The 22098-nt window shown below is 63.1% G+C and carries 24 protein-coding genes; 15 read left to right on the forward strand and 9 right to left on the reverse strand.

Annotated features, from left to right (window positions below; genetic code table 11):
• Positions 1–128: 128 nt before the first annotated feature.
• From rpmE to AWR36_RS08840, 10 genes are all read left to right on the forward strand, one after another.
• The gene (gene rpmE / locus AWR36_RS08795) at positions 129–341 is read left to right on the forward strand and encodes a 50S ribosomal protein L31 (RefSeq protein ID WP_067083784.1); all 213 of its coding nucleotides are present in this window, start codon (positions 129–131) and stop codon (positions 339–341) included.
• Positions 342–502: 161 nt separating this feature from the next.
• Entirely contained in the window at positions 503–1216 is a 714-nt protein-coding gene (locus AWR36_RS08800; protein WP_231745286.1) for a thermonuclease family protein, read from the forward strand.
• Positions 1217–1336: 120 nt separating this feature from the next.
• The gene (locus tag AWR36_RS08805) at positions 1337–2590 is read left to right on the forward strand and encodes a malic enzyme-like NAD(P)-binding protein (RefSeq protein WP_067083788.1); all 1254 of its coding nucleotides are present in this window, start codon (positions 1337–1339) and stop codon (positions 2588–2590) included.
• Positions 2591–2673: 83 nt separating this feature from the next.
• Entirely contained in the window at positions 2674–3084 is a 411-nt protein-coding gene (locus AWR36_RS08810) for a hypothetical protein (protein WP_067083790.1), read from the forward strand.
• A gap of 120 nt (positions 3085–3204) precedes the next feature.
• Positions 3205–4785, forward strand: coding sequence for a glutamate--cysteine ligase (gene gshA / locus AWR36_RS08815; RefSeq protein ID WP_067083792.1), 1581 nt, complete (start codon positions 3205–3207; stop codon positions 4783–4785).
• 24 nt (positions 4786–4809) lie between these two features.
• A complete protein-coding gene (locus tag AWR36_RS08820) occupies positions 4810–5412 on the forward strand; it encodes an acyl carrier protein phosphodiesterase (RefSeq protein WP_067083793.1) in 603 nt (200 codons plus the stop codon).
• Positions 5409–5900 carry a disulfide bond formation protein B gene (locus AWR36_RS08825; RefSeq protein WP_067083795.1) on the forward strand — a complete coding sequence of 164 codons (492 nt, stop codon included), beginning with the start codon at positions 5409–5411 and terminating at the stop codon, positions 5898–5900. Before AWR36_RS08820 ends, AWR36_RS08825 begins: the two co-directional genes overlap by 4 nt.
• A gap of 24 nt (positions 5901–5924) precedes the next feature.
• Positions 5925–6323: a CidA/LrgA family protein gene (locus AWR36_RS08830; protein ID WP_067083796.1), complete on the forward strand. Its 399-nt coding sequence runs from the start codon at positions 5925–5927 to the stop codon at positions 6321–6323.
• The gene (locus AWR36_RS08835; RefSeq protein WP_067083797.1) at positions 6316–7002 is read left to right on the forward strand and encodes an LrgB family protein; all 687 of its coding nucleotides are present in this window, start codon (positions 6316–6318) and stop codon (positions 7000–7002) included. The genes AWR36_RS08830 and AWR36_RS08835 overlap by 8 nt, the downstream gene beginning before the upstream one ends.
• Before the next feature lie 157 nt (positions 7003–7159).
• Complete coding sequence (locus AWR36_RS08840) at positions 7160–7627, forward strand: Rsd/AlgQ family anti-sigma factor (protein WP_067083799.1); 468 nt, start codon at positions 7160–7162, stop codon at positions 7625–7627.
• A gap of 139 nt (positions 7628–7766) precedes the next feature.
• Here AWR36_RS08840 and AWR36_RS08845 read toward each other — a convergent pair whose 3' ends face one another.
• A complete protein-coding gene (locus AWR36_RS08845; RefSeq protein WP_067083801.1) occupies positions 7767–8591 on the reverse strand; it encodes an FKBP-type peptidyl-prolyl cis-trans isomerase in 825 nt (274 codons plus the stop codon).
• A 474-nt stretch (positions 8592–9065) separates the two neighbouring features.
• Between AWR36_RS08845 and AWR36_RS08850 the strand changes: the two genes are divergently transcribed.
• Positions 9066–10022 carry a hypothetical protein gene (locus AWR36_RS08850; RefSeq protein ID WP_067083803.1) on the forward strand — a complete coding sequence of 319 codons (957 nt, stop codon included), beginning with the start codon at positions 9066–9068 and terminating at the stop codon, positions 10020–10022.
• Here AWR36_RS08850 and AWR36_RS08855 read toward each other — a convergent pair whose 3' ends face one another.
• A complete protein-coding gene (locus AWR36_RS08855) occupies positions 10023–10547 on the reverse strand; it encodes a TIGR02444 family protein (RefSeq protein ID WP_231745287.1) in 525 nt (174 codons plus the stop codon).
• A gap of 189 nt (positions 10548–10736) precedes the next feature.
• Here AWR36_RS08855 and AWR36_RS08860 point away from each other — a divergent pair, with 189 nt between their 5' ends.
• Positions 10737–12644, forward strand: a complete 1908-nt coding sequence (locus AWR36_RS08860; RefSeq protein WP_067083808.1) for an ATP-binding cassette domain-containing protein — start codon at positions 10737–10739, stop codon at positions 12642–12644.
• A gap of 27 nt (positions 12645–12671) precedes the next feature.
• Here the strand turns inward: AWR36_RS08860 and AWR36_RS08865 are convergent, their stop codons facing one another.
• The 7 genes from AWR36_RS08865 to ftsY all read right to left on the reverse strand — a co-directional run bounded on the left by AWR36_RS08865 (position 12672) and on the right by ftsY (position 19015).
• The gene (locus AWR36_RS08865) at positions 12672–13481 is read right to left on the reverse strand and encodes an outer membrane beta-barrel protein (RefSeq protein WP_067083811.1); all 810 of its coding nucleotides are present in this window, start codon (positions 13479–13481) and stop codon (positions 12672–12674) included.
• Between the two features lie 187 nt (positions 13482–13668).
• The gene (trmB, locus tag AWR36_RS08870; protein WP_067083814.1) at positions 13669–14385 is read right to left on the reverse strand and encodes a tRNA (guanosine(46)-N7)-methyltransferase TrmB; all 717 of its coding nucleotides are present in this window, start codon (positions 14383–14385) and stop codon (positions 13669–13671) included.
• Between the two features lie 60 nt (positions 14386–14445).
• Entirely contained in the window at positions 14446–14823 is a 378-nt protein-coding gene (locus tag AWR36_RS08875; RefSeq protein ID WP_067083816.1) for a DUF423 domain-containing protein, read from the reverse strand.
• 126 nt (positions 14824–14949) lie between these two features.
• Positions 14950–15804, reverse strand: coding sequence for an RNA polymerase sigma factor RpoH (rpoH, locus tag AWR36_RS08880; protein ID WP_067083820.1), 855 nt, complete (start codon positions 15802–15804; stop codon positions 14950–14952).
• Positions 15805–16032: 228 nt separating this feature from the next.
• Positions 16033–17070: a permease-like cell division protein FtsX gene (ftsX, locus tag AWR36_RS08885; protein ID WP_067083824.1), complete on the reverse strand. Its 1038-nt coding sequence runs from the start codon at positions 17068–17070 to the stop codon at positions 16033–16035.
• Positions 17051–17737, reverse strand: coding sequence for a cell division ATP-binding protein FtsE (ftsE, locus tag AWR36_RS08890; protein ID WP_067083825.1), 687 nt, complete (start codon positions 17735–17737; stop codon positions 17051–17053). The genes ftsX and ftsE overlap by 20 nt, the downstream gene beginning before the upstream one ends.
• 39 nt (positions 17738–17776) lie before the next feature.
• A complete protein-coding gene (gene ftsY / locus AWR36_RS08895) occupies positions 17777–19015 on the reverse strand; it encodes a signal recognition particle-docking protein FtsY (RefSeq protein ID WP_231745288.1) in 1239 nt (412 codons plus the stop codon).
• Between the two features lie 79 nt (positions 19016–19094).
• On the opposite strand from ftsY, the gene rsmD reads away from it, so the two are divergent.
• The 3 genes from rsmD (at position 19095) to ggt (ending at position 22092) form a co-directional block, all read left to right on the forward strand.
• Positions 19095–19721 (forward strand): 16S rRNA (guanine(966)-N(2))-methyltransferase RsmD, encoded by a 627-nt coding sequence (rsmD, locus tag AWR36_RS08900; RefSeq protein ID WP_082679516.1) that lies wholly within the window; start codon positions 19095–19097, stop codon positions 19719–19721.
• Between the two features lie 87 nt (positions 19722–19808).
• A complete protein-coding gene (coaD, locus tag AWR36_RS08905) occupies positions 19809–20285 on the forward strand; it encodes a pantetheine-phosphate adenylyltransferase (RefSeq protein ID WP_067083827.1) in 477 nt (158 codons plus the stop codon).
• An 85-nt stretch (positions 20286–20370) separates the two neighbouring features.
• Positions 20371–22092 (forward strand): gamma-glutamyltransferase, encoded by a 1722-nt coding sequence (gene ggt, locus AWR36_RS08910; protein WP_067083828.1) that lies wholly within the window; start codon positions 20371–20373, stop codon positions 22090–22092.
• Positions 22093–22098: the final 6 nt, after the last annotated feature.

Consider the following 22098-nt stretch of genomic DNA (forward strand, 5'->3'; position numbering starts at 1 on the left):
GCGCTATTCTGATAGTATGCGCCGACTTTTTAAGCAGCCCGGACCCCCGGATCCCCCGGCGGCTCCTGTACCAACGACGATTCCGTGCTCGGCAAGTGACCGGGTGGCGGACTCGAAAAGAGGCCATCATGAAGAACGATATCCACCCGAATTACGTCGAAATCACGGCAACCTGCTCCTGCGGCAACAGCATCAAGACCAAGTCCACCCTGGGCAAAGACATCCAGCTGGACGTGTGCTCCCAGTGCCACCCGTTCTACACCGGCAAGCAGCGCGAAGCGAGCACCGGTGGCCGCGTCGACCGCTTCAAGAAGCGTTTCGGCAGCCGCATCTCCAAGTAAGGTCGGGGATCGTCAGAGCGCTCCGCGCCATGTCGAACCTTTCGTCGCCCGCCGCCCTTTTCGGGCGGTTGCGACAGCCGAAGAAGGCACCAGGGGTCTCAGCCCTCGGTGCCTTTTTTTGTGCCTGCCTGTCCTTGGCACTGCCCGCGGCAGCCGACTGCGTGCTGGGTCCGGCGGATGAAATCGTCGCACTCAAAGATGTGCAGGACGGCGACACCCTGTTGCTGGAAGACGGCCGGCGGGTGCGGCTCATCGGCGTCAATGCACCTGAACTGGGCCGCGATGGCCGGGCAGCCCAGCCGCTGGCGCAGGAAGCACAGGAATTCGCCCAGCTTTTCCTGGAGGATGGGGATCTGGAACTGGTCTACGACCGGGACCGGCGCGATCGCTACGGTCGCGTGCTTGCCCACGTCTACAACCATCGAGGCGAAAGCCTGGAAGCGGCGCTGCTGGCTGCCGGTCTCGCTTTTCACGTCGCCATTGCCCCGAATCTCGGACTGGCGGAGTGCCTCGCGGAGCGACAGGCGGAAGCCCGCCGTGCCGGCCGGGGTGTCTGGGCGCCCGGGACCTGGCCGGTACTGCGCGCCAGTGAGGTGCGCCCGGGGGATGGCGGTTTTGTACTCCTGCGCGGGCAGGTGCTTGAAGTGGACCAGAATCGCTTCGTCTGGCTCGAACTGGACGGGCCCGTCGCCGTCAGATTGCGCCGCGACAGGGAAAATGGCCAGCTGGTCAGGCGCGATTGGCAAGACCGGGAAATAGAGGTAAAAGGCTGGCTGGTGGACCGGGGAGCGAAATATGCATCCCGCTTTCCGCAAAATAAACGCTGGTATATTGCCGTGGATTCCGAATTTACTATCGAAATTAGTAGAAAATAACCCCCGACTTGCCCGGCGCGCCTTGTCCCCCCAATCCGCTCTCGGTTATTCTCAGCGCCCCCGCAGTAAACCAGCCGGCTGTCCCGCGCCGGCAGAGAACGCAAAGAGATAATTTCCACGATGACGGATGCAAAGCGCCAGGCAGCGCTGGATTACCACGCCCTGCCCACACCGGGCAAACTCTCGGTTGAACTCACCACCCCGGCCCAGACCCAGGAAGATCTCTCCCTGGCCTACAGCCCCGGTGTGGCGGAGCCGGTCCGCGAAATCGCCAAAGATGCGGAGGCGGCCTATCTCTATACGGGCAAGGGCAATCTGGTGGCGGTGATCTCTGACGGCAGTGCCATTCTCGGCCTCGGCAACCTGGGCCCGCTGGCCTCCAAGCCGGTAATGGAGGGCAAGTCCCTGCTGTTCAAACGCTTTGCCGACATCAACTCCGTCGATATCGAAGTCGATGCGCCCAGCCCGGAACAGTTCATCCAGACTGTGGCGAACATCGCCAACACCTTCGGCGGTATCAATCTCGAGGACATCAAGGCCCCCGAGTGCTTTCACATCGAGGAAGCGCTGATCGAACGCTGCCAGGTTCCGGTGTTTCACGACGACCAGCACGGCACGGCCATCGTCACCGTGGCGGGGATGCTGAACGCACTGGAAATCCAGAACAAGCGCATCGAGGAAGCGCGCATTGTTTGCCTGGGTGCCGGTGCCGCAGCGACCGCCTGCTGCAAACTTTTGCTGGCGGCGGGCGCGCGCAAGGAACAGATCACCATGCTCGACAGCCGCGGGGTGATTCACTCCGGGCGCACTGACATCAACGCCTATAAGGGTGAGTGGGCGCGAGACACCGATATGCGCACGCTGGACGATGCCATCGATGGTGCCGACGTTTTCCTGGGCGTCTCCGGCCCGGACCTGCTGTCCGCCGAGCAGCTGGCCAAGATGGCGCCGCGCCCGATCGTGTTCGCCTGCTCCAACCCCAACCCGGAAATTGCCCCGGAGCTGGCCCACCGCACCCGCGACGACCTGATCATGGCCACCGGGCGCTCGGATTACCCCAACCAGGTGAACAACGTGCTCTGCTTCCCGTTCATCTTCCGCGGGGCCCTGGACGTGCGCGCCGTGCGCATCAACGAGGCGATGAAACTGGCGGCGATCGAAGCCGTCCGCAAGATCGCCCACCTGCCGGTACCCGACGCCGTGCGCGAGGGCTACGGTGGTATCGAGCTATCGTTCGGACCGGAATACATCCTGCCCAAACCCACGGATCCGCGCCTACTACCAGAAGTTGCGGCAGCAGTGGCCCGGGCAGCGGTCGACAGCGGGGCCGCTCGCCTGCCGTATCCGGAACACTATCCGCTGGCGCCGCTCTGAACCACGCACACGCCCCGGCTTGAGCCGGGGCAACCCCCTCGCTACACTGCTCTTCTGAATCGGCATGAGAGTTTTCCCACCGCATGAGTCACGTCTACGTGCTGACCAATCAGCACCAGCAATTCCTGAGCAAGAGCAACGAATGGATTGATGGCCGCGACGCCAACCGACTGTTCCGCAGCGAACACAAGGATGTCGCCATCAACCAGATGTTTGAGGCCAACACCCGCGACGTCAATCTGCGCATCGAGCTACTCGAATGCCCGACAGGCCCGAAGGGGCACCCACAGGTGCCTGCCGAAGCACTCGGCGACCCGGAAATCGAGCCGGGCGCTCCCGAAGAAATGCCGCCGGGGAGCAATCCTGAGGTGAACCCGGAGCCGGCACCGGAGGTTGAGCCGGACGGTGCACCGGAAATCACACCGGACGAGCCCCCGGAGATTACCCCGGAGCAGCCCCCAGAGGACATGGCCCAGTCCGGGTCCGCCGCCTGAACGACTTGAGTTGCCACGCACCGCCCCCATATCGGTGCGAATGCCACTTCCGCCGCCGTCGCCGGCGGATTCTGGTTATGGCGGCCTGATGGCGCCATCAGCCTCAGTAAGGAGTTTCGAGTGCCCAACCACCTGGCCGCCCTGGCCCAGCCCAGTCACCTGCATTTGCTAAAGGGCATTCGCCGCGGAATCGAAAAAGAAAGCCTGCGTGTCGCAGCGGATGGTGCCCTGGCGCTCACGCCGCATCCGGAGACACTGGGCTCCGCGCTCACCCACGATTCCATCACCACGGATTTCTCCGAGGCGCTGTTGGAATTCATCACGCCCCCGGTCGCCACACCGGAGGCGGCGCTGGAAGACCTGGACCGTATCCACCGTTACACCTATCGCCACATCGGCGATGAGCGCCTGTGGGTCAACAGCATGCCCTGCCGCCTGGGCGCCGATGGTGACATTCCGGTAGCCCGCTATGGCAGCTCCCATAGCGGCACCATGAAAACGGTTTACCGCCTCGGCCTCGGGCTGCGCTACGGGCGTACCATGCAGACCATTGCCGGTATCCACTACAACTTCTCCCTGCCAGACGAGTTCTGGCGCTGGCTGCACGCCCAGGAACGCAGTGACGAATCGCTGGGAGATTTCAAAACACGCCGCTACTTTGACCTGATCCGCAATTTCCGCCGCCACTACTGGCTGCTGATCTACCTGTTTGGCGCGGCACCGGCGGTCTGCAGCTCCTTCGTCGAGGGCCGGGAACACAGCCTTGAGCCATTCCATGGCGACGGCCACAGCCTGCATGCACCACATGCCACCTCGCTGCGCATGGGCGACCTCGGCTACAACAGCGATGCGCAGAAGTCGCTGATCGTCTGCTACAACGACCTGGCCAGCTATCTCTCCACCCTGTGCGCGGCCATCAGCCGACCCTATCCGGCCTATCACAAGCTCGGGGTCAAAAATGAAGAGGGCCACTATCAACAGCTCTCCACCGGACTGCTGCAGATTGAAAACGAGTTCTACTCACCGATTCGGCCCAAGAACCCCGCGCGCATGGGCGAGACGGCCCTGTCGGCCCTCGATAACCGCGGTGTGGAATACATCGAGGTGCGCTGCCTCGACCTGAACCCCTTTGCGCCACTGGGTATCGACGCGCAACAGATGCGCTTTATCGACAGTTTCCTGCTGCACTGCCTGTTGCAGGAAAGCCCGAAAACCGATGAAGACGACTATCGCGCGGTGCAGGAAAACCAGGACCGTATCGTTTACCGGGGCCGTGATCCCGAGCTGCAGCTGATCCATAACGGTGGCGAAATTGCCCTGTCCGAGTGGGCCGAAAAGCTGTTGTCAGAAATGCAGCCAATGGCCGACCTGCTCGACCGCGCCTGGGAGAGCGGCGACTACCAGGCGGCCGTGGATGCCCAGCGGGCCAAGGTTCGGGGCGAAGCCAAGACGCCGGCCGCCCGCGTGCTGGCAGAAATGGAAGAGCATGGGCAGAGTTTTTCCCAGTGGGCAACGGAGAAGGCGGAACAGCACCGCAACTACTTCCTCGAGCGCCCCCTGGATAGCGCTGAAAGTGAACACTTTCAGCAGCAGGCGCGGGACTCCCTGCAACGCCAGTCTGAAGTGGAAGCAGCGGATACCGGCAGCTTTGAGGATTACCTGGGGCAGTACTATGCCCAGTACATCTTCTGCCAGCGCTGAGCACCGGCAGAGCGGGGGGGAGCCGTGAACTACCTGGCGCACCTGCTGCTCTCCGGTCCGGATCCGGACTGGCGCCTTGGCGGGCTGCTCGGGGATTTTGTCAAAGGCCCGCTCTCCGGCGAGCGGCCAGCCGCCATCGAGGCCGGCATCCGTCTCCATCGCCGCATCGACGCCCTCTCCGATACACATCCCGCCTACCGTGCAGCGCTGCTGCAACTGGACCCCGAGTGGCGCCGCTACGCCGGTATCGCCCTGGATATCTGGTTCGATCACCTGCTCTGCCGACAGTGGTCACACTGGCATCCGCAACCGCTGGATCTCTACTGTGCACAGTGCTGGCGAGACTTTCGCGCCCGCAGCCGGTATATTCCGCCGCGCGCGCAGACATTTATGGACCGGGCCGAGCAGTTCAGGCTGCTGGAGAGCTACGGCGATGTACAGGTGATCGAGCGAACACTGATGCGGGTTGGCCAGAGGCTTCGCCGTCCCGTGCCCCTCGAAGACACCCTGCCGCAACTGCTGGCCGCGCGCGATGCGATGGAACCGCAGTTTGAAGCACTGTTCAAAGACTTGAATCGCGAAGCCGAACGCTTTCGCCAGGATTATTCAGGGCCCCATTCAGCATGAGTCTTCCCAATCCCCGTATTACCTTTCTGCTGGTATTTCTTGCCGTCGTCTTTTTGTTGGGCGCCGCCTTTTATCTCGAGTACGTCCAGGGCCTGGAACCCTGCCCGCTGTGCATCACGCAACGCATCATGCTGCTGGGTGTGGGCCTGGTCTCCCTGATCGCCTTTCTGCACAACCCGGCCACAATCGGACGGCGCTTCTACGGGCTGCTGGTTTCCCTGTGGGCGCTGGGCGGCCTCTATTTCGCCGGTCGCCAGTTGTGGCTGCAAAGCCTGCCGGAGGACCAGGTCCCCGCCTGCGGCCCGGGCATCAGCTATATGATCGATGCGTTCCCTGCCAGCCAGGTGATCAAGACCCTGCTGACCGGTGACGGCAACTGTGCGGAAGTGCAGTGGACCTGGTTGGGACTGAGCATTCCAGGCTGGTCTGCAGTGGGCTTTACCGGCCTGATCGCTTTCGGTGCCTGGCAGGCATTTCGCAAGCAATAAAATCCCATCCATACTGCTCGCTCAGTGGGCCTGCCAAACGTTACATTCAAACGTGCTCTTAGCTGGCTGGCAGGTGCCTTCACCCTGCTGGCCTTCGAAGGCCTCGGTGTTGCACTGGGGCGGTGGCTGGAACTACCGGTGCCCGGTGCAGTGCTGGGCATGGTGCTGTTACTGCTCGCGCTGCTGGTGTACGGCAGCGTCCCCACTGGGCTGGCTGCGGTCAGCGGCTTGCTGCTGCGATCGCTCGCGCTTCTGTTCCTGCCCGCCGCCGTCGGCGTTTACTTCCTGCGTGGCTTTGCCACATCAGATTGGCTGGCACTGCTCGCCGCCACCACTGTCGGCACCCTGCTGAGCTTCCTCCTCACTGCGCTGCTTCTGCAGCGGCTCCTGCGCAGGGAGAGTCCCGGGGAAGACAGTGACTGAATTGCTCGTCTCACCGCCATTCATACTGGCGCTCAATTTCTTCGCCTTTCTGCTCGGTCTGGCTATCTACCGCCGCAGCGGCACACCGCTGCTGCACCCGATCGTCGGCGCCAGCGCCTTCACTGCCCTCGCTCTGTGGCTGCTGCACATTCCCTACGGTGACTACCAGCGGGCCAGCGGGTTGCTGTACGCCCTTCTCGGGCCTGCGGTGGTGGCACTGGCGGTCCCCCTGCGCCAGAACCTGCCCATCATCCGGCGGGCAGCCTGGCCACTGCTGGTGACGCTCGTGGTGAGCGCGGCGCTGGCCCCGGTGGCAGGCGTGCTGATCGCCCTGCTGCTAGGCGCCGCCAAGCCCATCTTGCTGGCGCTGAGCGGTAAGGCTGTCACAACCCCCATTGCCCTGGGACTGGCCGAGAAGGTGGGAGCGGCGGCGAGCCTAACGGTGGGTATCGTCGTCTTCAGTGGCGTGGTGGGCGCGGTGCTGGGGCCACCCCTGCTGTCGCGCCTGGGTATCCGCGACCAGCGCGTGCTGGGTTTTGCACTGGGCATTAACGCCCATGCCATCGGCACGGCTCGTGCGCTGGAAATCAGCGCCCTGTGCGGCGCCTTTGCCGCATTGTCGATGGGCCTCTGCGGCGCACTCACCGCCTTTGCCCTGCCATTTTTTCTCGGTCGCTAATCCGGGAAGCAGTCGCGCATTCTGGCGGCCAAAACCGCAGCGTTCTTGCCGGCGGCGGGTCAATCACCTATCTTCCAATGACCTCTTCCGCTCGCCGGCGGTGGGACTCGCAGCCGGCCGAGTGACAGCAGTAAATGGAATAACAGGAAGCCTGGAGATGCTGGAAAATTGTAAGTCTGCGCGCGAGCGCTGGGGTGGGGTAAGCGAGATCATCGACCGTTGGCTGCATACGCGCCAGGCGCTGATCATCAGCTTCTGCGGTCTGTCTGGCAAGAAAACCTTTACCGACGGCGACCAGGAATGCGAGGAGCAACTGCGCGAGCTGTGCCAGAACCTGATCGACTACGTCTCCGCGGGGCACTTCGAGGTGTATGAGCAGCTGGTGCTCGAGGGGCAGGCCTTTGGTGACCAGAACGGGCTCGAGCAATCCCGCGAGCTTTACCGGGAGATCGACGCGACCACCGATATTGCCGTCGACTTCAACGACAAGTATCTGGAAACCGATGACCTCTCCAGCCTGCAGTCCGACCTCTCCCAGCTGGGCGAAGCACTGGAGACCCGCTTTGCCTCCGAGGACCGCATGATCGCGGTGCTCCACACCGCGCACAAGAACCAGATCGCCTGAGCCGAATCGGTGCGCGCGGTGGCCATCGTCGCGCCCACCCTTTAGAGCGCCCTTGCGCCCCTGTATCAGGGGTGAGTATCCGGGACACAAAAAAGGGCGAACCGTGGTTCGCCCTTTTTCTGTTCAAGCCTGAGCGGTATTACTGCTCAGACTCGCCCTCTTCAGACTGGGCTTCCTCGCCACCTTCTTCCTCACCAGACTCCTGCCCGGACTCGGTTTCACCACCGCCAGCAGAAACGTTGGCCTTGTGCAGCTCCACCTCGAAAATCAGGGTCTCGTTCGGACCGATCAGGCCACCGGCGCCACCGGGACCATAGGCCAGTTCCGCCGGGATGTAGAGCTCCCACTTGGCTCCTTCTTTCATCAGCTGCAGCGCTTCCGTCCAGCCCTTGATCACACCGCCGACCGGGAATTGCACCGGCTCACCGCGGGCGTAAGAGCTATCGAACTCGGTGCCATCGATCAGGGTACCGCGATAGTCCACCTCAACGGTGCTGTCAGCGGTGGGGGAGTCGCCGCTGCCTTCCCGAACGACCTTGTACTGCAGACCGGAATCAGTGACGACAACGCCGTCTTTCTTGGCATTCTCCTCGAGGAAGGTTTTGCCCTTGGCCGCGTTGTCCTCTGCCGCAGCTTTGAACTCTTCTTCCTGCTTCTGCAGCATCTCCTGCTGCTTGCTTTGCATCTGCTCCTGGAATACCGCGATTACCTGCTGCTTGTCTTCGTCGCTGAGGCGGGATTCACGGCCCTGGGCGACATCATCCAGGGCCATCAGCACGACCTGGGGGTCCAGGGCAACGTCCTGGGACTCCAGGCGCTTGGCCATGTCCTCGGCGATGATGTAGCTGACTTTCTGCTCCTGGGTTTCCAGTGCCACCTCGGCAGCTGCACCGGATTCCTGCTTGCTACAGCCGGCCAGAGAGAGGCCCAGGGCAACCGCAGCAGCCAATCGATATTTATTCATGAAGATTGTCTCTTAGTCCGTGGTGTATTTATTTTCCTGTATCGGCGGGTGGGGCAGGGCATCATCCTGTTCACCCCATTGCCGCCGGCACCCTTGCCAGCTCTTCTAGCACCTACTTGGTAACTTTATCGAGCGATGGGTTCCCGGCAAGTCTAACCCATGCCCGATGACGCTGCACACCGCCCCCATTGCGAGGTCAGGGCGGCGCTGGCAGCCCTCAGCAGGCATCGCCGACACGATGTGAAATGATTCGCTATTTTTCGCGTTTTTTACTTTGCTGACAGGGATGCACTTCACAAACAACAACGCTATCATCCCTGCTCGAGCTGCTGTTGTTCTGAATCGCAGAGGTGGTCTAACGAGTTCGGGACAACGGTTCAGTGCACGAACCAGGGATCGCGGCAAGCGCCGCACGTTCGCCGGACGCCCATTCCGGCCGCACCGAATCGATAATAAACCTCAGGATATTCACTCATGGCTGCCAAAAGAAAAGCTGTCAAAAAAGCTGCAAATCCGGTCGCAGAACTGGAAGCACAAATTGCAAAACTCTCTACTCAACTGGACAAGGCCCGCACCAAGCAGGTCGCCGACTCCGGCAAAGAGGTCAAGAAAACCACCAAGGCTCTGACTGCGGCCAAGAGCAAACTGTCCAAAGCAAAGGAACAGCTGGCAAAGGCCCGCGCAGCTGTGCGCAAGAGCAAAACCGCCGCTGCACAGAAGCGTGTTGATACCGCAGCCGCCAAAGTCGATGACCTGAAGGCAGCGGTAGACCAGGCCAAGGATGCCGCAGACCAGGCCAAGCAGGCGGAGGCCACTGCCAAGCAGGAATTGAAAGCTGCCGAGAGCATCGCCAAGGTGGCAGCCAAAGCTGAAAAAGAGGCAGCAAAGGGCACTGCCAAGAAGAAGACAGCCCGCAAGAGAACCGCCAAGAAGGCTGTAACCAAGAAAGAGACTGCAAAGCAGCCGGCGGCGAAGGCGAAGAAAGCCACAACAAAGAAAGCTGCAACCAAGAAGGCGGCTGCCAAGACCACCAAATCCCCGGCTGCCAAAAAGCCCGCAGCCAAAAAAGCGGCTGCCGGCAAAAGCGCAGAGAAGAAGACGGCAGCCAAGAAATCGCCTGCCAAAAAGGCAGTGAAGAAGGCCCCAACGAAGGCCGCTGCCACCGGGAAGCCCGCGCCCAAAAAAGTCGAGACGGCAAAACCAGACAGTGGCAAGGCGCCCGCAGCGGAGCAGAAGCCGGCAGAACCCAAGCCCGCGACCGAGATGCCGAAGCCGGAAGCCGAATCACCCACCAGCAGTGCCCCACTGTTGGGCAAGACCCCGGAGACCCGCCCCTTCGGCACGCCCAAGCCGGTTGAGCACAAGCCGAGCATTACCCCGTCGACTCCGGCCAACAGCCTGTTCTCCAGCGAGGACTCCGGCGAGAAGTAACTACTGCTTCGCTGCCCGGTAAGCCGATATCAGGCCCGCCCAGCGGGCCTGTTTTTTTTGCGGGATGCCATAATGCTGTCCTGCCAATACCAGAGGTGAGCGTTCACCGGGCCAACGTTCCTGCTCCAATTGGCGGTCCAGCTGCCAAAGTGCGGACAGCTGGCGCTGCTCCAGGCGCTGCTCACAGTTTTTGCTCCAGCCATAGAGGCGCGCGGTGTGCGGGCGCATGCGGCCCAACCAGCGGCGCAGCTGGCGGACACTGGCAATCATGCTGCGACGCGGTGTCAGGCCGCGATCCGCCACGCGCCACCCCTCCTCACTGAGCGCCCGCCCCCCCATCTCCCGGTAGCTCGCCCACAGCATCAGGCAGACATCGGCATCGTAGCGGTCCTGGCAATCCAGCAGGAAGGGCGCAACTTCGTCGTGGCCATAGAAATCGAGACTGAACTGCCACAGGGGATTATCGAGAGGGTCTGCTGCAGGTTCCGGTCGGGTCATGGAGGAGCCATCGCAATTCAGGGTCACAGGGCCTAAAATCCGGACCCTTGATTTCAGGCGTCAGGTGCCGGCCCGTATCGATTGAGCGCGGCACCCCGGAGAGCCCGCACGCCAGTTAGTTTAGTGTACGAACTCGCACTTGCTGCGCTCTCAACGGGCCGCCGGGTCCGAGACTGTACACTAGCACCCAAGGCAGTGAGCACGAGAGGTTTTTGTTTGATTAATTTGCACGGCGTCTCCCTGCAGCAGGGCGGTCGCGAACTGTTACGAAACGCCGACTGCCGTATTTTCCCGGGCCACAAGGTGGGCATCATCGGCGCCAACGGCTGCGGCAAGTCAACACTGTTCCGACTGCTGCTGGGCAAGCTGGACAGCGATGCCGGAAGGGTCGAGGTGCCCTCCACCTGGCGCATCTCCCATATGGCGCAGGAGGTCGAGGCAACCGACCGCTCCGCCCTCGACTACGTCCTCGACGGCGATGCCGAACTGCGCCAGCTGCAGCGCGCCATCGATGCCGCGGAACAGGCCGGTGACGGCGATGGCCGGCACCTGGCCGAACTGCACGAGCGGATGGCCGCGATCGACGGCTACAGCGGCCCGGCGCGTGCCGCACAGCTGCTCGATGGACTCGGCTTTTCCCACGCCGACCAGCAACGGCCCGTCAGCAGCTTCTCCGGTGGCTGGCGTATCCGACTGAACCTGGGCCGTGCGCTGATGTGTCCGGCCGACCTCCTGCTGCTCGACGAACCCACTAACCACCTGGACCTGGATGCGACCCTGTGGCTCGAGCAGTGGCTGCAGCGATTTCCGGGCACCCTGTTGATCATCTCCCACGACAGGGACTTCCTCGATGCGGTCGTAGACGGCATTGTCAGCTTTGAGCAAAGCCAGCTGGTGCATTACAGCGGTAATTACAGCGCTTTCGAGCGCGCGCGGGCAGAGCGACTGGCCCAGCAGCAGGCCCAGTACGATAAGCAGCAGGCGGAACGGGCCCACATGGAGGACTTTGTGCGCCGCTTCCGCGCAAAAGCCACCAAGGCGCGACAGGCCCAGAGCCGGCTCAAAGCCCTGGACCGCATGGCGCAGATCGCCCCCGCACACGTGGATTCACCATTTCGCTTTACCTTGCCGGCGGCGGAGAAAAACTCAGATCCGCTCATCGACCTGCGTGACGCCGATATTGGCTACGGGGACCACCCCGTGCTGCGCCGCGTGCAGCTGGGCATCCAGCCGGGCCGTCGCATCGGTCTGCTGGGTCCTAATGGCGCCGGCAAATCGTCGCTGATCAAAACCCTGGCGGGAGAGCTGGCGCCGGTAACAGGCGAGCGCCTCTGCGGCGAACACCTGGCCATTGGTTATTTTGCCCAGCACCAGCTCGAGGCCCTCGATGTAAAAGCCTCGCCGGTGCTCCACCTGCAGCGGCTGACCCCTGAGGCGAGCGAGCAGTCCCTGCGGGACTTCCTCGGGGGTTACGGCTTTGCCGGCGACCGCGCCTTCGAATCGGTCAGCGGCTTTTCCGGTGGCGAGAAAGCGCGCCTGGCGCTCGCCATTCTCGCCTGGCAGCGACCCAACCTGCTGTTGCTCGATGAGCCCACCAACCACCTGGACCTGGAAATGCGCCACGCACTGACGCTGGCGCTGGCGGAATTTCCCGGCGCCGTGGTGCTGGTTTCTCACGACCGGCACCTGCTGGCCAACACGGTGGACGAATTCATCCTTGTGGCCGAGGGCCGCGCTGAACCCTTTGACGGCGATCTCGAGGACTACAAGCAGTGGCTGCTGGCATTCAACCGTGAACAGCGCCGGCGGGACGAGAACCCAACCGCCGAGAACCGCCCCAGCGAGGACCGGAAGGAACAGCGCCGGGCCGCCGCGGCGCTGCGGGAAAAGCTCAAGCCACTCAGCAATCGCCTAAAGCAAGTTGAAAAGCAGATGGCAAAAGCTGAGCAGGCGCTGGCAGGGCTGGAAGAGCAACTGGCCGATGAAGGACTCTACAGTGGCGGGCAGCAGGACGAGATTGCGCGCCTCAACCGGGCCCAGGCCGAGCAGCGGGAAACCCTGGAGGCGCTGGAGATGGAGTGGCTGGAAATCAGTGAGACCCTGGAGGCGGCCCGCAGCCAGTGACGGCGAGATGAACGCCGCAAGTGCCCGCTACTGCGGGCAGCCGTCCTCAGTCACAGCCACCCCGGTCTGGGTGCGCGGACAGAGGTCCAGGTAGTTCGGCACGCCGTCATAGTCCCCGTCCATCGGGCAGCCATCCGGGCCCACGGCAATGCCCGGCGGCGTCTGCGGGCAGCGGTCTACACCGTCGGCATAACCGTCGGCATCCGAATCCCGCACTACCACCGGGTACTCATACCACTGGTAGCCAATGGCCACTGACAGGAAGCCATCGACACCGCCCTCCTCAACACCCTGGAAAGCGCGGATATCTGCGCGGGTCTGCCAGCGGGGCCCCAGCTGGTACTTGATGCCGAAGCCGGCGTTGATAATGGTCTGCCGCCGGTGCCAATCCTCTTCAAACTCTTCCAGCTCGTCGCGGCCGAAAGAGCCATTGTATTCGGTACGGATTTCGCCCACGCCGAACGCAACATAGGGCTGCCACACACAGGGCGCGCCACAGAAATTGCCGAGGAAGTGGTAGAAGAGGTCCAGGTGGTAGTTGTAGACATCCACCTTCTCGTCGATGCCCTTGATGTCCGCACTGAAATAATCGATCACCCCCTCCATGGCCCAGCGATCGGTGATGCTGTAGCCGAGGCCACCGCCACCGCCAGTGCTGTGACTCAGCTCCAGATCGAATTCCTGAAACGGTGTGCCGTCCAGGCGGTCGCTGTCAAACCAGTAGCGGCCGCCATTCAGGTAGAGGTTGAGGGTGGTCTCCCGATCGGCGACCGCGACATCCGCCGCCAGGGCGAGCAGGGATGACAGGAGGAGAACGGACGGGCGACTTCTTGTCATTGTAGGCTCCGGAAGTTCCTTGACCGGCACGGGGTCTGTTTGAAGATAGCAGACATTCCCCACCGCGCAACGCGCGCCAAATCCCTGACGATCAGCCCATAGAACAACTTCCACTGCGACCCGTTCTGCCCAGGGCGTTGCTGAAGACCCCCCTACTTGCTCCGGCAGGGGACTCTGCCGGCAGGCACTATTTCAGCTGGTACAGCAGGTCCCAGACGCCGTGGCCCAGCCGCTGGCCGCGGCGCTCGAACTTGGTCTCCGGGCGAAACTCCGGCCGCGAAGCGTACTGGCCGGCACCGGCGGTATTTTCCAGCGCCGGTTCCGCCTCCAGTACTTCCATCATGTGCTCGGCATAATTTTCCCAGTCCGTCGCCAGGTGCATCAGCCCGCCACCTTTCAGCTTGCTGCACAGCAGGCGGATAAATTCCGGCTGCACGATCCGGCGCTTGTGGTGCTTTTTCTTGTGCCAGGGGTCCGGGAAGTAGAGCTGAAAGCGGTCCAGCGAGCCATCGGGGATGCAGTCATTGAGGACATCGACGGCATCGGCCATATAAACCCGCAGGTTCTTCAGGCCGAGCTTGCCGGCATTGTTGATCAGCCGGCCGACACCCGGAGGGTGCACCTCGATGCCGATAAAGTCCTTGTCCGGCTCAGCTTCCGCCATGGCCAGCAAGGAATCGCCCATGCCAAAGCCGATCTCCAGCACCAGCGGCGCCTCGCGCCCGAAAGCGGCAACGGCATCCAGAGGGCCGTCGAACAGGGACAGGCCATAGGTGCCCCAGTAGGTATCGAACGCGCGGCGCTGGCCCTCGGTCATACGACCGGCTCGGATCACATAGCTGCGAATGGATTTTTTTTTGTACTCGGTGCGGTAGGGGAAATCTTCCGCCGACTCGTCTTGCATGGTTGGCGACCTCTGCTTTGCAAGCGGTTCAGGGTTCAGTCTAGGCCCGGCTGGGGGATGTTATTCACCCAGTCGGAGTGCGGCGATACAGAGCGCTGCCCAGCCACCGATCATGGCAAGCCCTCCCAGTGGCGTCACCGGGCCGAGCCAGCGGGGTCCGCCAAAGGTGAGCCCATAGAGACTGCCCGAAAACAGCAAGACGCCAACAGCAAACAGGGCGCCGGCTGCCACCAGGGAGGTTTTCTCCCCCCAGTGCTGCATCAGTAGCACGACGCCGAAAAGGGCCAGGGTGTGCAGCATCTGGTACAGCACACCGGTCTTGTAGGCCTCCAGCAGATTCTCCGCTACCCGCCCGCGCAGGCCGTGGGCACCAAAGGCACCGAGAATCACACCGCTGCCGCCGAGCAGGGCGGCGAGAAACAGATAGAACTTGGTCATATCCAACTCGTCGTTGTGGCTGTGTCGTCGCTGAGTGGGCGCGGGAGGATACCGGAAAAGCGCTTTAGCCGACATAAAAAAACCGCGCTGATGCGCGGTTTCTGTAGCTGAAGTCGGTGCTGGTGATCAGGCCTCCATGGCCGCCCGCACTTTCTTCATGGCGTTCTTTTCCAGCTGGCGGATACGCTCGGCGGAAACACCGTATTTCTCGGCCAGCTCGTGCAGAGTGGCCTTCTGCTCGCTCAGCCAGCGGGACTCGATGATATCGCGGCTGCGCTCGTCGAGACCCTCCATCGCCAGTGACAGGCTGTTGATGCTGGTTTCCTGCCAGTTGTCGCGCTCGAGTTGCGCGGCCGGATCGAAACGGCGGTCCTCGAGATAGTGGGCCGGCGCCTGCCAGGCGGAGTCATCGTCGTCGTCCACTCCCGCGTCGAAGGCCGCATCATGGGCGGAGAGGCGACCCTCCATTTCATAGACGTGGGACACGTCCACATTCAGGTCTTCGGCCACAGCCTTGGCCTCATCGTGGGTGAGCCACGCCAGCTTCTTCTTCTGGCCACGGAGGTTGAAGAACAACTTGCGCTGCGCCTTGGTGGTGGCGATTTTCACGATGCGCCAGTTGCGCAGGATGAACTCGTGGATTTCCGCCTTGATCCAGTGCACGGCGAAAGAGACCAGGCGCACCCCCTTTTCGGGGTTGAAACGCTTCACTGCCTTCATCAGGCCGACGTTGCCCTCCTGGATCAGGTCGCCCTGATTGAGGCCGTAGCCGGAGTAGGACTTGGCGATGTGCACCACGAAACGCAGGTGCGACATGACCAACTGGCGTGCTGCCTCTAGGTCCTCGCGATAGTAGAGGTCTTCGGCCAGCCGCTTCTCCTCCTCAGCGGAGAGCACCTCGAAGCTGCTGACCGTCTGGATATAGGCACCCAGGTTGGCGCCCGGAGACAGGGTATGGACTGGCTGTAAGCTGGTTCCCATTCAGGTCTTTCCTCCTACCTGTTCTTGTAGCCGGCATGCCGGCCGCCGCTAAACCACCCGGACAGCGGGTGCTGCGGTCTATTGCGGCCCAGTGTAGCACTAGCAGGGGCGGCGGCGAAAGCCCGCCTCATCGATTGGCAAACCGTTGAATTACGGGGCCTTGGAGCGGTTATCCACAGGGAAAGTTCCCCACCGTGGCGATATTTTTGATCGATAGCTCAATTTGCATCAACGGGGTTCGATCGCCCTCAAATGACGTGCCACGGCAACCCAGGCGCCACAGAGGCCCAGCAGGGCAGCGCCGCCACCGAGGCCGAGCAGATAGGCCGGGCCCGGCCCCTGCAGAGCATAGCCGCTACCGTAAGAGGCAGCGAGCCCGGCCACCGGCCCCGCCAGCAGGCCGACACCCACCGCCACCAGCAGCCAGGCCAGCAAGCCACCAAACAGGCCATACCAGAGACCGCTGTAGAGAAAGGGGCGCCGCACGAAAGCATCGGTGCCCCCCACCAGCTTGACCACCAGGATCTCATCCCGGCGATTCTCGATATGCAGGCGAATCGTGTTCACCACCACCAGAATCACCCCCAGCGCCAGCAGCAGGCCAAAGCCGAGGGAGAGACGCTGCCCCAGCTCCGTGAGCCGCGCCAGGCGCTGTACCCAGGCCATGTCGAGCACCACCGAGTCCGTGAGGGCACTCTCCCGCAACTGCGCCGCCAGCTGTTCCAGCTCGGTCTCGGCCACGTTGGCCGGGCGCACCAGCAACACACCGGGCAGGGGATTGGCACCCAAGTCGACGATGGCATCACCGAGACCGGAGGTCTGCTGGAATTCCGCCAGCGCTTCCTCGGGGGAGATATAGGTCACCTCGGCCACCGCCGCATTCCCGCGCAGGCTCTCGGTAAAACGCTCCACCGCCGTCGCCCGCGCCTCACGGCGCAGGAACACGGAGAGCTGCGGCTGACCGTCCCAGCCGGCGACCGCCCGCTGGAAGTTACCCATGCCCAGCTGCAGGGAGGCCGGCAGGGCCAGGGCGATGGCAATCACCAGCGCTGTCATGGCACTCGCCATCGGCGTGGCAAAGAAGCGCCGCAGGGCTTCCGCGGCCATCTCGCGATGGTGACCCAACCAGCTGTGCCAGCGATCGGAAACGCGGGTGCGCGCTGTGACTGCACCCGCAGCCCGCTGGGCGCGAGCATCGGCGGCTGGCGCGCGGGCGGCAGAGGTGCGCGCGGCGCCTCTCGGGGGATTACGGGTAGGCTGCTTCACGGGCCGGTATTCCGTCATAAATCAGTTGTCCCGCCTGCAGGGTCAGTACACGCTCGCGCATGCGGGCGATGAGTTCCAGGTCATGGCTCGCCACCAGCACGGTGACACCCACGGCGTTGAAGTCGGCGAACAGCTGCATGATCTCAGACGACAGTTGCGGGTCCAGGTTACCGGTTGGCTCGTCCGCCACCAGCACTGCGGGCTTGTTGACCACCGCCCGCGCGATGCCGATGCGCTGCTGCTCACCGCCGGACAGCACGATGGGATTGTGTCGTTCCTTGTGCAGCAAGCCCACCTTGTCCAGCGCCGCGCGCACCCGCCGACCCACTTCGCGGCGGCTGCAACCGGCGACGGCCAGTGGCAGGGCCACATTCTCAAACACGCTGCGGTCAAACAGCAGCTGGTGGTTCTGGAAGACAATGCCGAGATTGCGGCGATAATAGGGGATCTGGCCGTTGCGCAGGCGGCCGATGTTCTGGCCCGCTACCAGGATACTGCCGCGGGTCGGGCGCTCGATGGCGGTGAGCAGCTTGAGCAGGGTGCTCTTGCCGGCACCGGAATGACCGGTGAGGAACACCAGTTCACCGCGACCGATCTCGAGACTCACGCGCACCAGCGCATCCTGGCCGGATGCGTAGCGTTTGTTGACGTTGTCAAAAGTAATCATGGTCGGCCGCTGTTATTGTTGTCGTTTGCGGGCGAATCGTTAGCCCTGGCCACCGCGGTCGAACAGGGCGGAGACAAAGTCCCGCGCGCGGAAGGGTTGCAGGTCTTCCGCCTGCTCACCCACACCGATGAAGCGTACCGGAATACCGAAGCGTTGCGCCAGCGCGAAGATAATGCCGCCCTTGGCGGTGCCATCGAGCTTGGTCAGCACCAGCCCGCTGACACCGGCGGCATCGCGGAACTGGGACGCCTGGCTGATTGCATTCTGGCCGGTGCCTGCATCCAGCACCAGCAGCACCTCGTGGGGCGCAGAATCGTCCAGCTTCGCCATCACCCGTCGCACCTTGGAGAGCTCCTCCATCAGGTTGGACTTGGTGTGCAGCCGGCCGGCGGTATCGGCGATCACCACGTCCACGCCGCGGGACTGGGCGGATTGCACGGCGTCATAGATCACCGAGGCGCTGTCCGCGCCAGTGTGCTGTGCCACCACCGGTACCTTGTGGCGCTCACCCCATACCTGCAGCTGCTCCACCGCCGCAGCGCGGAAGGTATCGCCCGCCGCCAGCATCACCGACTTCCCCTCACCGAGGAAGCGATGGGCGAGCTTGCCGATGGTAGTGGTCTTGCCCACACCGTTGACACCGACCACCAGGATGACAAAGGGCTTCCTGGACGCGTCCACCTCAAGCGGTGCCTCAACGTTCTGCAGCAAACCGGCCAGTTCGTCCTGCAGGGCCCTGTAGAGGGCCTCGCCGTCATTCAGTTCACGGCGGGATACCCGCGCGGTGAGGCGATCGACAATCTCAGTGGTGGCCTCCATACCAACGTCCGCCATCAGCAGCTGTGTTTCCAGCTCCTCCAGCAGCTCGTCATCGATTTCCTTCGCGCCCAGAAACAGATTGCCCATACCCTCGGCAAACTGACTGCTGGTGCGGCTGAGGCCGCGGCGAATACGGGCAAAGAAACCTTCTTTCTTTGCCGGCTGGGGCTGCGGTTCTGCCGGCGCCCGGTCGGATTCCTCCGCGGCAGCCTGCCGCTTCTCGGCGGTTTCCTCTTCAGCCCTCTCTGGCGCCTCCTCCGCAGTTTCCGCCTCTGGCAGCCCGGCCTTGGTGGCCGCTGCAGGAGACTGTTCCTCCTCTGAAAGCGCCGGCTCAGCGGATTCTGCCGCAGATTCTTGCCCGGGCTCTTCGGGGCCGGATTCCGCGGGCACTTTTTCCTCGGGGCTGGCCTCGGCGTCCTCGGGCTTGGGCTTCTTTTTTCGCAGGAAGTCAAAGATCATGTCTGTGTCCGGATGTACCGCTGGCGGAAAGGCGCTAATCTTAGCACCGCTCACCAAGCCAGACAGCCAGGAATCCGTTTTGTCCCGTAGCCGCGCGCACAAACCCTCTCGCCGACCCGTCTCTACGCCCTCCCGTGTAACCTCCCAGCTGCGCATCATTGGCGGTGAGTGGCGGGGCCGCAAGCTACAGTTTGCCCCGGTGGAGGGGTTGCGCCCCACTGGCGACCGGCTGCGGGAAACCCTGTTCAACTGGCTGCAGTTCCGGCTGCCCGGATCCCGCTGCCTGGACTTGTTTGCCGGTTCGGGCGCCCTCGGACTGGAGGCGCTCTCCCGCGGTGCCGGTGCGGTGGATTTTGTCGAACTCAATCGCCAGGCGTCTCAGACCCTGAGCAACCAGCTACAGCTGCTCGAGTGCAACCGGGGCCGGGTGCATAACTGCAGCGCCGCCCAGTTCCTGCAGGGCGCCAGCGGTACCCCGGCCCCATACGATATTGCGTTTATCGACCCGCCGTTTGCCGGCGATTTGTGGACAGAGACACTGTCGGGCCTGGCACCCCTGCTGGCACCCGGCGCGCTCGTCTATGTGGAGAGCCCGCGGGACGCTGTGCTCACCGTACCGCCGTCGTGGCAGCTGGAAAAGGAGAAGCGGGCAGGCCAGGTATGCATGCGACTGCTGAAGGTCGGTACCAATGAAAGGGCTGGGTGACACGGCAGAAACCGCGGTGCTTTTGAGCCCCAACGGCAAATTGTTTACCATGCGCGTCCCGTTTCGCCGGCAACACAGTTTTGGCTCATGAAGAAAGTCGTCTACCCCGGAACCTTCGACCCCATTACCAATGGCCATTTGGACCTGGTGCAGCGGGCCTGTCGCTTGTTCGATCACGTCATCGTCGCGGTCGCCGCCAGCACCCGCAAGAACCCGCTGTTTACCCTGGATGAGCGAGTCGAACTGTCCCAGCAGGTGCTGAGCCACCTGCCCAACGTGGAAGTGATCGGCTTCGATATTCTGCTGGCGGACCTGGTGCGACAGGTTGACGCCTACGGCGTACTGCGCGGTCTGCGCGCCGTCTCCGACTTTGAGTATGAATTCCAGCTGGCCAACATGAATCGCCAGCTGGCACCGAACATGGAGAGCCTGTTCCTGACCCCAGCGGAACACCTGTCCTATATTTCCTCCTCGCTGGTGCGTGAGATTGCCTCCCTTGGTGGCGACGTCACCAAGTTCGTACCGCCGGCAGTGGAAGAGGCGCTGCAGCAGAAGTTCCGCTGAGTCGCCGGCCTGGCCGCTCGAGCGCAGGCTCCCCGTCCCGCTACCTGTTACACTCCGGCAGCTCAGTGAGCTACCGGAGTCCTACGTGCGTTACCTGATCCTCACTCTTGCCCTGCTGTCCGCTACTGCCGGTGCGCAGGAAGAAATACAGCCCGAAGCGGCCACAGGCCGTTCCGTAGTCAAGGCGGCTACTGCCAGCGAATTCATGGCCGTGACCGCCAACCCCCATGCCACCCGCGCCGCAGTGGATATACTCGCCCGCGGCGGCACCGCCGTGGACGCCGCCATTGCCGCGCAATTGGTACTGACGCTGGTGGAACCGCAATCGTCCGGGATCGGCGGCGGCGCCTTTATGCTGAGCTTCCAGGCCGGCGACCAGTCCCTGCACTACTTCGATGGCCGCGAGACAGCGCCGGCGGCGGTCAGCAGTGAACATTTCATGCAAGATGGCCAGCCCCGGGGCTTTCTCGAGGCGGTGATCGGCGGCCACTCGGTGGGCGTGCCCGGTGTCATGAGGATGCTGGAACTGGCCCATCAGCGGCAGGGCAAGCTTCCATGGCCGTCGTTGTTCGAGCCGGCCATCGCGTTGGCAGAAGCCGGCTTCGAAGTGTCACCGCGACTGCACCTGTTACTGGAAAAAATGCCGCGCGTCGCGGTGCGCCCGGCGATCCGCGACTATTTCTTTGACGAGGGCGGCGAGCCGCTGCCCGTCGGCCACCGGCTGAAGAATCCGGCTTACGCAGACACCCTGCGCATCCTGGCGAAAGAGGGGGGCGATGCCTTCTACCGTGGCGCAATCGCCGAGGCGATTGTCGAGGCGGTGCGCAACGACCCGGAAAACCCCGGCTTGATGACCCTGCAGGATCTCGCCAAATACCAGGCCGTGGAACGGGAGCCGCTGTGCAGCGTATTCCTGCAATACCGGGTGTGCGGTGCCGATGCCCCGTCTTCCGGTGGCAGCACCGTGGGCGCGACTCTGGGGATGCTGGAGCAGTTCCCGCTGCACGAGATGGAGGCCGGCAGCGCAGCCCTCACGCATCTGTTTATTGAAGCTTCGGAACTGGCCTTTGCCGACCGCAATACCTATCTCGCCGACCCGGATTTTGTCCAGGTACCCACTCGGGCACTGGTGGCCCCGGAGTATCTGGTGCGCCGGGCCAAGTTGATCTCATCCGGGCAGGCCAGCAAGGCAGTGCCCGGCGTGCCGACACCGGCAACGCCCAAACGCCAGCAGTCCACATCGCCGGAGCTGCCCAACACCAGCCACCTGGTGATTGTCGACCGCTACGGCAACGGCGTCAGCATGACCAGCAGTATCGAGACCGGCTTTGGCTCGCGCTTGCTGGTCAGGGGTTTCCTGCTCAACAACCAGCTTACGGATTTTTCCTTCGTGCCGGAAAAGGCCGACGGCAAGCTGGTGGCCAACCGGATTCAGCCGGGCAAGCGACCCCGCTCTTCCATGTCTCCCACCATCGTGTTCGATCGCGATGGTGAGATGCGCCTGCTGGTGGGCTCCCCGGGAGGCTCGCGCATCATCAACTACACTGCTCGCACCATTCTCTACCACCTGGCACTGGGCATGCCGATCGCCGAGGCCGTTGCGGCCGGCAATATCGGCGCGATCGGCGGGCGCGTCGAGCTGGAGCCGGACTTTTTCAGCGCGGACACTGTAAGAAATCTGCAGGAACTCGGACATACCGTGATGCAACGCAACCTCAATAGCGGCATTCACGCGATTGCACTCACTGATGGCAAGCTGTTTGGCGGCGCGGATCCCCGCCGCGAGGGTAATGCCGCGGGCCGCTGAGCTGCC

Origin of the sequence: Microbulbifer flavimaris, assembly GCF_001641755.2 — a bacterium.
Classification (GTDB): Bacteria; Pseudomonadota; Gammaproteobacteria; order Pseudomonadales; family Cellvibrionaceae; genus Microbulbifer; species Microbulbifer flavimaris.